Source organism: Leptospira mtsangambouensis (assembly GCF_004770475.1).
Classification (GTDB): Bacteria; Spirochaetota; Leptospiria; order Leptospirales; family Leptospiraceae; genus Leptospira_A; species Leptospira_A mtsangambouensis.
Genome location: NZ_RQHK01000002.1, coordinates 976,584 through 986,956 on the forward strand (window position 1 = coordinate 976,584; position 10,373 = coordinate 986,956).

The following is a 10,373-nucleotide window of genomic DNA, read 5'->3' on the forward strand; positions in this document are numbered from 1 at the left end:
TATGGCAGATGAATTGACAAGTTACGCAAAAGACCTAGCAACCAAGGCCAGATTAGCCAGTAGAGGTCTAAAAGCATTCACCACTTTAGAAAAAAACTCGGTTCTGAAACGTGTGGAAGAACTTCTTTTGGAAAATGAATCTGCGATCATCGAAAAAAACCAAATTGATATGAAGAATGGCCAAGAGAAAGGTTTATCCTCCTCGATGATGGATCGACTCCTTCTTGATTCCAAACGAATCAAGGGAATGGCAAAAAGCATCGAAGAAATTCGTAACCTTCCTGATCCCGTGGGGGAAGTGGTTCGTGGAACCATCCTTCCCAATGGACTCGAACTTCTTACCAAACGCGTGCCTATTGGTGTGGTCATGACGATTTTTGAATCCAGACCCAATGTCATCATTGATATTGCTTCTCTTTCATTTAAATCAGGGAATGCCTGTATTTTGCGCGGTGGTTCAGAAGCCTTTCATTCGAATTTAATCCTTTCTTCTTTATTTCATCAGGCCATTGAAGAAAAAAAACTACCCGGTGTGACAAAGGATGTCGTGACCTTTGTCGAAAATACAAACAGAGAAGCAATGGTTCCTTTTTTCCAATTAGATGATTTAATTGATGTCATTGTTCCCCGAGGTGGAGAGGCTCTCATTCGGTTTGTTTCGGAAAACAGTAAAATTCCTGTCATCAAACATGATAAAGGTGTTACTAATCTATACCTTTCCCAACATGCAAATCCAGAGATTGTCCTTCCGATTTTACTGAATTCAAAAGTGCAACGCCCTGGGGTTTGTAATGCTTTGGAGAACCTTTTGGTTCATAAAGACTATCCAAATTTAAAAAATTTATTGGAATCTTTAGAATCAAATGGAGTGCAAATTCTTGGGGATGAATCCGTTCGTAAAATTGTGCCTTCGACCAAACTAGCCTCAGAAGAAGATTTTTATACTGAGTTTTTAGATACGAGACTTAGTATAAAAATAGTAAATTCCCTTTCAGAGGCAATGGAAAATATCCGAAAGTATAGTTCCGGTCATACAGAATGTATTCTATCGGAAGATATCACAGAGATCCAAACCTTTCAGAAGGAATTAGATAGTGCTGCTATTTTTGTAAATTGTTCCACCCGTTTTCATGATGGCGGTGAATATGGACTTGGTGCTGAGGTTGGAATTTCTACTGGTAAACTTCATGTGCGTGGACCAATGGGACTCATTCACTTAACAACGACTACAACTTATGTGACAGGAAGAGGACAAGTCCGCGGATAAGGATGGAAGTTTTGTTTTTTGGAGGAAGTTTCAATCCCCCACATTTGGGACATCGCCATGTCATTGAAACGATTTCCAAATCCTATCCCAATGACTTACTTTATATTTGTCCTAACTATGTTTCTCCTTTGAAAAAAAAGGGAAAAGAGTTTCGTGCAAATGAAATTTGGGAACTATGTCTTAGCGAATTTGAAAGTTTCCTTTCGGAAAAAGTGATCCTTTGGGATGAGGAAATCAAAAAACCAAATATAAGTTATACGGTTGATAGTTTACGTTTATTACAGAATCTCCATCCGAATGCGCAAATTTCTCTTGTGATAGGAGAAGATAATTTAAGCTCTTTTGATCTGTGGAAGTCCTTTCGAGAAATTCTAAATCTCGTCAAAATGGTTGTTGTAGTGAGGAGAGAAACTTCTTTTCCGAATGAAGTTTTCATTCCAGAATTTATTCCCAAATCCAAAATCAGGGTTTTGACAAATCCTGTATTACCCATCAGTAGCACAGAAATTCGACAAATTTTTTATGGAAACTTAGTTACAGAGTATCTTTTACCTAAAACCAAGGAACTGGCTCTGAAGTTTTTAAATCTAAGAGATGATGGTGACCCAAAGTGAAACAAATTCCAAAGACAAATGTTTCCTTAGAGGACTGGATTTTATTTTTTACCGAAGAAGTTCCAAACCATGTCACAGAAACCAGGTTTCAACATATCCTTCGAGTGGCAAATTATGCGGAATCACTTGCAAAAATTCACGGACACCCCCATCCGAAAAAAGCATACCTCGCAGGCCTTTGTCATGACATCACCAAACAGAAAAAACCGGAAGTCCATTCGAAACTCTTTCATGAATATTCTCTAGAACTAAACGATATTCCCTCGCAGGCCCTTCATGCTTTTTCGGCTCCGCTATGGTTAGAGAGAGAATATGGTTTCTCTGATTCTGAAATTGCAAAAGCAATTTCCTCCCATACCTTAGGAAATACCTCACCATCACTTTTGGACCAAATTCTCTATGCTGCGGATTTTTTAGGATCTGACTATGCATTCCGACAACCGGACCTTTCCTTATGGGTGGCAAAAACGGAGGAAAATTTATTATACGGAGTTTTTATGAAAGCCTCTCAAACCATTTCCTTTCTAATGGAAAAAAAGGAAGTCATCCATCCCTATACGTTTTATACGTATAACCAATCAGCTAATTTAATCAAGGAAACCAAATAGATGTTACGCGAAGCTCCTAAAAAACAACCGATCCCGGCAAAAACTCTTCTCATTGCAGCTGGTTCCTTCTTTTTGATTGCCCTACTTTTTTTAGTGTTTCGTTCGAAAGGTGGCTTTTCTCTAGACCAAAAATTTTCCCAAAGCAAACGACTTCCCATTCTCTTCTCTGTCATTGGTGAAAAGGATGAATATCTATTTTCTCTTTATGCGGAGTTTTATCCGAATGAGAAAAAAGCTGCTTTATTCTTTGTAAATCCCAAAACCAGTTTTGATGATGGAGAAAAGTCACTCAAAGAAAAAGGAAGTTCTGCCCCTTCTTATTTGGAATCTGTTTTGGAAGATACTTTAGATTCCAATATTCCATTTAAAATCGTTTGGACCAAAGAACAGTTTCAAAATTGGGTAAATTTACTTGGCGGACTAAATTTATTTTTTGAACCAAAATCACAGCACATAACCAAAAACTACGCTCGTAACAAACAGACGTACATTCTGGATGGTGAGGATTGTTTTGATTGGATGAGTTCACTCACCGATGAATCGATGATTTCCTATATCAGAAGGCTCGAAATCCAAGAAACAATATTTTTAACCATCTTAGAATCCATTCATGATAAAAGAGATCTACTCGGAAAACAAAGGGTGGCTTACCTTCATAGCCAGATGACCACAAATCTTTCAGCTAAAGAATGGGAAACATTGATTGATTTTTTGAAAAAAGAAAAGATCCATTTTGGAGTATCTGAAGTTCCGGGTGAGCCAATGGGTCGCCCAAAATTCAAAGATGAAGTTTTAAAAGCCAATGAAGAAACGGTAAAAGTTGCCTTCCATAAATTCTCTAGTGAACTCAAATCCTTATCTTTTAGCGAAGGGGAAAGAGCAAGGATCGAAGTCTTAAATGGAACTCCTAAAAATGGGCTTGCCAGATATGGTAAGGTGCTTCTGAATGATAAGGGTCTGAAAGTTCTCTCCGTTGACAATGCCTGGGATTCTAGTTTTAAATCCAGTATCATCCTAAACCGCTCCGGAAACACACAGTACACCGATCTTATCTCCGATACATTTCAAGGACGCAAGGTTTACTTTGCACTGAGAAAAGATTTAGGGTTAGATGCCACTGTGATCCTCGGGGAAGATTTTCAAAATTCCAAGGACTAAAATGCCGAATATCAGCGCCGAGACATTAGAACATCTCAAAAAAATCAAACAAACGTTAATTGACAAAAAATGTGAAAACATCCAATTTTTGGATCTAAAAGATGTACATAGTTATTTATCTTTATTCGTAATTGCAACTGTCAAAACTGAAACACAAGGTAGATCTTGTGCGAAGGACATTGATAAATACATGAAACCTTTGAAACTGGCAGTCAAAAGACAAAACCTAACAGATCTACCTAAGGACGCAACAGGTTGGATCCTTCTCGATTACGGTGAAATTTGTGTGCATATTATGACTGACGAAATGAGAACCTATTATTCATTAGATCGTCTCTGGGGAGATGCCACTCCTATTGTTGTATAAGAGTGAGTGTATCTTCCCAGTTGTCTTTTGGCAACTCGCAAGAAAAATTGCGGCAAACATAGAATAAAATCCCAGAGCCCGCCCCTCTACCCGTAAGGAGTTCTAATTCTTCCGCTAATTGTTTTGCCTTTGATTCTTCCAATACAAGCCAAACCAAATTCGGATCTTTTAATTTACTTAATTTTTTCCGAATGGATTTGATTTCCGTTGCATCCTTGTCTTTGTAAACCACAAGGACTTCCTTCGAAGGGTATTGAAATTTTTGGAATGCTGATATCATCGAAGGGTAACTTAACGAATTTTGCGTTAGTTCTGGAAGGAAATAAGAAAAAATAGCATTCGCCTTTGATTCTAAATCCTGTCCTTTGTATCCAAAAGAAAACAAAAGATAAAACAAATGTAAGATGGTTGAATTCCCAGATGGTTCAACTCCATCATAACCTTCAATAGTTCTTACAATTAAATCTTCATTCCCATGAAAGGATTCGTAAAATGGACCCACAGTGGAGGCAAAATGAGAGAACAAATATTCCAAAGAACGTTTTCCCTTAGTATAGGCTTCAATATCTTCATCCAACTGAAAAAGTTTCATAGAAACCCAAATGAATTCTGTATAATCGGGTAATGTTCCAAAATATTTGGCCTCTCCTTCTCGGAATCGCCTTAATATGGAACCATCTTCACCAACTAGTTGTTTTGTGATAAACTGATAAATCTTTTTGGCATCATTGAGATACTCAGTGTCACCAGAAACCTCATAAGCAGACAAAAGAGCACGAATCCAAAGACAATTCCAGGAAGTAAGGACTTTGTCATCTCGAAGGGGTCTAATCCTTTGGCTACGATTTGCCAATAGTTTTTCTTTTGTGTTTTCTAATTTGTTAGTAAACTCTGGTTTGAATTGAATCCCATCCACAAAAGGATTTTTTCCCTTCCAATATACATGTAAGATGTTTTGGTGTTCAAAATTTCCTTCTTCGGTGACATTCCAAAATCCTTGGATTTCTTCATCAGGAATAATTTGATTCAATTCAGAATGGGTCCAAAGATAAAATTTTCCCTCTTCTCCTTCGGAATCGGCATCTTCTGCACTGGCAATCCCACCGGAACCCAAGGTCATATCACGTCTGATATACGAAACGATTTCTCGAATCACTTCTAAAAAGAAAGGTTCTTCTGTAGCCTTGTATAACAAAGAGAGGGCTTCCACATAGAGGGAGTTGTCATACAACATCTTCTCAAAATGAGGAACGAGCCATTCATGATCGGTCGCATAACGGCAAATTCCACCACCGACTTGGTCATAAATCCCACCGGATTTCATGGCATAGGCTGTGTTAAATGCCATCTCCAAGGCACGAGGGTCTTTTTTTAATAAGTAGAATTCCGTAAGGAAACTGAGGGCCATACTCGGGGGAAATTTATTAACTGAGTTAGTTTTGAATCCAAAAAAATCTTTATCGTACACTTGCAGGTATCGTTCAAAATTATTTTCGATGATTTCTTTCGCAGGCAGTTTTCCTTCATTGGGTCTAGTTTCATGATCACGTAAATACTGTGTCAAATCAGAAGCAGCTGTGACGAGTTCTTCTCTTTGGTTCTTCCATGCCTCGGAAACCAATCGAAGGACCTCTTTAAAACTTCGTTTTCCGTAGCGATTTTCCGGAGGGAAGTAAGTTCCCCCAAGGATTGGTTCCTTTGTGGGGGTAAGAAACATATTGAGAGGCCAACCCCCTTGGGTTCCCATAGCATGCAAAGCATCCATATAAATTTTATCAATGTCTGGACGTTCTTCCCTGTCTAACTTGATGCATACGAAATCACGGTTTAAGACTTCTGCTGTGGAATCATCTTCAAAGGATTCCCGTTCCATCACATGGCACCAGTGACAAGTCGAGTACCCAATGGACAAAAGGATGATTTTATCCTCTTTTTGGGCTTTTTCGAAGGCTTCCGCTCCCCAGGGAAACCAATCAACGGGATTGTGTGCATGTTGTAACAGATAAGGACTTTTTTCATGAACCAAACGATTCGGTTTTTTCGACAGATTTGCCACAATGTTCTCCCAGAAACTAAGGTTTCTCCACGTAGCTTTTTACATTTTAGGTTGATTGACAAGATTGATTTTTTCATCTTGTCTGTGTAAGGGGTTTAAGAAGTTTCCATTGAACAGTCACAATATTTCTACCCCGTATTTTTTTATCAGTCCTCGAAAGTTGACCAGCTGGTTAATATCTTTTAGTCTTTTAAGTTTCCCTATTTTTGCGGAATCTGACTTTGAAGAGGATGTCAAACGGATGCAGCTTTCCCAGTGGGAAAACGGGAATACCATTCCTGAATCCCTCCAATCGGGGAATGGTCCGAAAAAACTACGACTCACGATCTCCCAAGCCATCGAACAGGTGATTGAGAACAACACCATAGTTCAAAATGCCAAATTGGAAATTGTCAAGGCTGACAGCCCCGAATGGAAAAATGAATCCAAATACACTTGGAAGGCCTTGGCAAGTATCCAGTCTTCCAAACAACTTTTTCCAAGTAACAGAAACAACATCTTTGCCGGAACAATTCGTTCCCAAGATAAAATTTCTGCCGGTATCGAAAAACAATTCAAAACCGGAACTTATTTCAAAACAGAAATCAGTACAATTCGTTATGACGTAAACGCCTTTGAAGATCCTGCTTCTCAGAGTGGATTTGGAAGTTTACTCGCGGCTCCACCTATGTATACAGGTGCTGTCACTGCAACATTGTCACAAGAATTACTCAAATATGGATTTGGTAAAAACGAAGAAGATAAAGAAAAACTTTTAAAAAACCAAACCCTTCTTGTTCGCGAAAACTATATCAACATTTTGACTCAACTTGTAGTCAAGATCCTTGTGGATTATTGGTCTCTTAGCATTGTAGATTCTCGAATTGCCACTTACGAAAAAGTATCCAAAAATACAGAAGAGATCAGGCGCCTAACCTTACGAAAAACTGGACTGGGGCTCTCGGAAGGATTTGAAGTCAACCAGTGGAACCAAGCATTTCTTAGAACCCAATCTCTATTAGAAAAAGCAAAAGTAGATCGTATTGAAGCCGAAAGAAATTTAGTGCGAATTCTCAATGTGGACACTGGCTCCTCCATTGAAGGAGTCACTGACTTAAGTGAAACTTTGCCAACGGGCATCAACCTAAAGGCTGACAAAGAATATGCACTTTCGAGAAGAACCGATTACTTAATGTTAAAACGGGAAAGAGAAATTGCAAAACTTGCTTTGAGCACTGCTCTTGCAGAAGATGATCCTTCATTACTTGCCACCTTTTCTTATAGTTCGATTGGACAGAATTTTATTTCACCACAAGACAATTTCATTGCGCGCCAACGGGGAATCACATCCTTTAACCACCCACAAATTCTGGCTGAATTAAAGATGTCTTACCCTCTTTGGGACTTAGGAATCAAAGCGGGAATTCGAGATGCGGAAACGAATCTCAAAGTGAACGAGATGAAAATCCAAAACTTGGAACAAGAAATTACGCAAGAAATTGATAACCGTTACGAAGCAGTTTTAGCAAGTCATGCGCTCTTAAAGGACTTATTAAAAACTAGAAAAGAAACTGAAATTTTCTATAATGGATTGATTGAACGGTTTCGCCAGGGACGTTATACAGCTGTTAACGTAAAAAATGCATTGGATAGTTTGGCGAATGTGGAACTTGCCGTCACACAAGCAAAGATTAACTTTAATATCAATTTAGTTCGTTATGAATTGGCTAAAAATTCTCTATTTGAGAAATATGGTCTCGATCTTTACTCAATCTTAGAGGAAGTCGAAAAAAGAGCCAAACAAGAAACTGACAAATTATGAAAGTTTACCCTTCTCACAGAAAAGAGGAAATGGTTCGATACAGGCGAACCTTCCATCAGTTTCCCGAACTCAAATATGAGGAAAGGGAAACTGCCTCTTTTGTGAAAGCCCATTTAGAATCTTTGGGTTTTCAAGTGGAATCAGGGATCGCAGAAACTGGACTTGTTGCTTTATTTGATTCTGGAATTCCAGGAAAAACAATCCTCGTCCGAGCCGATATGGATGCCCTCCCGATCCATGAAGAAAATCACCACGATTACAAAAGTAAAAACCCAGGTAAGATGCATGCTTGTGGACATGATGGGCATACAAGCATCCTTATGGCCCTCTCTTCTGAATTAAAAGCCTCTTTTTCAGAATTTGTTCCCAAAGGTCGAGTTCTCCTCTGTTTCCAACCAGCGGAAGAAGGTGGATCAGGGGCGGACAAAATGATCGCATCCGGAATTTTGGACCGGTACAAAGTAGATTCCGTTTTTGCTCTCCATGTCTGGAATCATATTGATCTAGGAAAAGTGGGGGTGGTCAACGGTACCATGATGGCTTCTGTTGATGAATTTAAAATTACAGTCAAAGGAACCTCTGGCCATGGGGCAATCCCACAACACACAGTGGATCCGATTGTAGTAGGTTCTCACTTGGTGACCGCTTTACAAACATTAGTTTCCAGAAATGTAGATCCATTGGAACCCTGTGTGGTGACCGTGGGATCTTTCCATTCTGGAAATGCCTTCAATGTGATCCCTGAAACAGCAATCCTTCACGGAACGGTTCGTACCTATTCCAAATCCGTATACGAAATGATTCCCAAACGAATGGAATCTCTTGTGAATCAAGTAGCAACTGGCTTTGGGGCCACAGTTGATTTTGAATACAACCGAATTGACAAACCAACCATCAATGATCCGGCAATGGCTGATATCGTTCGAACTGCCGCAAAGAATGTTCTGGGCCAGGATTGCCTCACAGAAGAAAATACAAGGACCATGGGAGGGGAAGACTTTTCGGCTTTCCTTATGGAAAAACCAGGTTGTTATTTTTTTATTGGATCTCGGAACGAGGCAAAAGGATTTATCCACTCCCACCATAGTTCTTTTTTTGATTTTGACGAAGATGCCCTTCCCATTGGCCTTTCCGTAATGAAAGAAGTCATCAAAACCTATCTTTTAAATTCATTTTAAACAAAAATAAACTTGTCTGTTTTTTGACCTATTCTATTAGTTAGACATCTAACCATTTTTCCGAGGATTCCAATGATCTCATTCGAACAAATAGACGGAATCGGATTTATCCGATTGGGCATTAACGACAAGAACAGTTTTTCTAACGAATCGTTTTTGGAATTGAAAAAATCAATTCAAACTGCTAAGGAATCAAATTCCAAAGCCATTGTATTAAAAAGTGATTCTCCTGGGTCTTTTTCTCTAGGACTTGATCTTACCACTGTCAGCACAATGGATCTTTCCAAAGATTTAGCTCCCTTTTTAAATTTGTTCTATGACAACTTAAAAGGTTTGTTTACCCTTCCCGTTCCAACAATCGCAGAAATTTCTGGCCATGCTTTAGGATACGGAGCAATGCTTGCTCTTGTTTGTGACTATCGTTATGCAACAGAAGACATTCGATTTGGTTTGCCTGAGGTAAAAATTGGAATTCAAGTTCCGTCATTTATCTATGCCCTACTAGGAGAAGCAGTTGGATATGATGCCGCAAAAAGACATGTATTATTAGGTGATGCATTTAAAGCCAAAGAAATGCCAAGTTTGTTTGAAGAAATTGTTGGAACAGAGGAAGACGTAAAGAAAAAGTCAAAATCTCTTCAAACCAAACTAAAGAAAAATTCCCTGTCAGCAATGAAAGATACAAAATTAGGAATTTTGAATGTACAAAAAAACATTTTATCGTTAATTGAAACGGACATCCAAGCAACCATCCAAAGTATCCAATCTAAAGATGCGCAAGAAGGAATTTCTGCTTCCGTTCAAGTCAGAAGACCTGTCTTTACTTCCTAAAAAAAGCGAATGATTTAATTTTCTCTTTTATTTCGAATGTGTTTATAAATTTCTTCGAGGATAGGATACAAAATATTCTCGTTTTCTTTTGAGATTCCCCAAGTTTGTAACGAAAGAAGTTTTGCGGAAATAGTCACAATTTTCTTTCGTATTTTTTTCCCATCCTTCGATAAAAGTAAGGCCCATTCCCTTCCATCATTTGGAGATGGATTTCTTTCCACAAGGCCCTCTTTGACCAATCTGTTGACAAGAACTGTACAAGTGGGCTTCGTCTTCTCGATGGTTTTGGCAATTTGTGTCATATTGATGGGAACAGTGCTACGTAAGAGAAAGGTTAAAATTTCAAAATGAGATGTAGTAAGACCGGGATAACCCAACTTTTCCATCTCACTGCGAACAATGTCTGCAATTTCCGAGCTGATACGATCAAAATAGCGAACGGATCGAAATCGTTTGGGAAGTTCTCTACTCATCAAATACCAACCAACATTAC

Annotated in this window: 10 protein-coding genes; 8 read left to right on the forward strand and 2 right to left on the reverse strand. The window is 38.8% G+C overall.

Annotation, left to right across the window (positions count from 1 at the left end):
• Position 1 precedes the first annotated feature (1 nt).
• From EHR01_RS04455 to rsfS, 5 genes are read left to right on the forward strand one after another with little or no spacing between them, the layout of a single operon-like run.
• Positions 2–1,267, forward strand: a complete 1,266-nt coding sequence (locus EHR01_RS04455; RefSeq protein WP_135693441.1) for a glutamate-5-semialdehyde dehydrogenase — start codon at positions 2–4, stop codon at positions 1,265–1,267.
• Positions 1,268–1,269: 2 nt separating this feature from the next.
• Complete coding sequence (nadD, locus tag EHR01_RS04460) at positions 1,270–1,881, forward strand: nicotinate (nicotinamide) nucleotide adenylyltransferase (protein WP_135693442.1); 612 nt, start codon at positions 1,270–1,272, stop codon at positions 1,879–1,881.
• Complete coding sequence (gene yqeK, locus EHR01_RS04465; RefSeq protein WP_135693444.1) at positions 1,878–2,489, forward strand: bis(5'-nucleosyl)-tetraphosphatase (symmetrical) YqeK; 612 nt, start codon at positions 1,878–1,880, stop codon at positions 2,487–2,489. The genes nadD and yqeK overlap by 4 nt, the downstream gene beginning before the upstream one ends.
• Complete coding sequence (locus EHR01_RS04470; RefSeq protein WP_135693446.1) at positions 2,490–3,647, forward strand: LytR C-terminal domain-containing protein; 1,158 nt, start codon at positions 2,490–2,492, stop codon at positions 3,645–3,647.
• A gap of 1 nt (position 3,648) precedes the next feature.
• Positions 3,649–4,014 (forward strand): ribosome silencing factor, encoded by a 366-nt coding sequence (gene rsfS, locus EHR01_RS04475; protein WP_004788822.1) that lies wholly within the window; start codon positions 3,649–3,651, stop codon positions 4,012–4,014.
• On the opposite strand, the gene EHR01_RS04480 is transcribed toward rsfS, so the two are convergent.
• The gene (locus EHR01_RS04480) at positions 4,001–6,070 is read right to left on the reverse strand and encodes a thioredoxin domain-containing protein (RefSeq protein WP_135693448.1); all 2,070 of its coding nucleotides are present in this window, start codon (positions 6,068–6,070) and stop codon (positions 4,001–4,003) included. The genes rsfS and EHR01_RS04480 overlap by 14 nt on opposite strands.
• 241 nt (positions 6,071–6,311) lie before the next feature.
• Here EHR01_RS04480 and EHR01_RS04485 point away from each other — a divergent pair, with 241 nt between their 5' ends.
• From EHR01_RS04485 to EHR01_RS04495, 3 genes are all read left to right on the forward strand, one after another.
• Entirely contained in the window at positions 6,312–7,871 is a 1,560-nt protein-coding gene (locus tag EHR01_RS04485; protein ID WP_135693902.1) for a TolC family protein, read from the forward strand.
• Complete coding sequence (locus EHR01_RS04490) at positions 7,868–9,049, forward strand: M20 metallopeptidase family protein (protein WP_135693449.1); 1,182 nt, start codon at positions 7,868–7,870, stop codon at positions 9,047–9,049. The genes EHR01_RS04485 and EHR01_RS04490 overlap by 4 nt, the downstream gene beginning before the upstream one ends.
• Positions 9,050–9,121: 72 nt before the next feature.
• The gene (locus tag EHR01_RS04495; RefSeq protein ID WP_135693451.1) at positions 9,122–9,880 is read left to right on the forward strand and encodes an enoyl-CoA hydratase/isomerase family protein; all 759 of its coding nucleotides are present in this window, start codon (positions 9,122–9,124) and stop codon (positions 9,878–9,880) included.
• A gap of 14 nt (positions 9,881–9,894) precedes the next feature.
• Here the strand turns inward: EHR01_RS04495 and EHR01_RS04500 are convergent, their stop codons facing one another.
• Positions 9,895–10,353 carry a MarR family winged helix-turn-helix transcriptional regulator gene (locus tag EHR01_RS04500; RefSeq protein ID WP_135693453.1) on the reverse strand — a complete coding sequence of 153 codons (459 nt, stop codon included), beginning with the start codon at positions 10,351–10,353 and terminating at the stop codon, positions 9,895–9,897.
• Positions 10,354–10,373: the final 20 nt, after the last annotated feature.

Bases quoted from the DNA above. Each gene is read 5' to 3' on its own strand.
- nadD (WP_135693442.1), top strand. From the start codon at position 1,270: ATGGAAGTTTTGTTTTTTGGAGGAAGTTTCAATCCCCCACATTTGGGA.
- EHR01_RS04500 (WP_135693453.1), bottom strand. From the start codon at position 10,353: ATGAGTAGAGAACTTCCCAAACGATTTCGATCCGTTCGCTATTTTGAT.
- EHR01_RS04455 (WP_135693441.1), top strand. From the start codon at position 2: ATGGCAGATGAATTGACAAGTTACGCAAAAGACCTAGCAACCAAGGCC.
- EHR01_RS04485 (WP_135693902.1), top strand. From the start codon at position 6,312: ATGCAGCTTTCCCAGTGGGAAAACGGGAATACCATTCCTGAATCCCTC.
- EHR01_RS04490 (WP_135693449.1), top strand. From the start codon at position 7,868: ATGAAAGTTTACCCTTCTCACAGAAAAGAGGAAATGGTTCGATACAGG.
- rsfS (WP_004788822.1), top strand. From the start codon at position 3,649: ATGCCGAATATCAGCGCCGAGACATTAGAACATCTCAAAAAAATCAAA.
- EHR01_RS04495 (WP_135693451.1), top strand. From the start codon at position 9,122: ATGATCTCATTCGAACAAATAGACGGAATCGGATTTATCCGATTGGGC.
- EHR01_RS04470 (WP_135693446.1), top strand. From the start codon at position 2,490: ATGTTACGCGAAGCTCCTAAAAAACAACCGATCCCGGCAAAAACTCTT.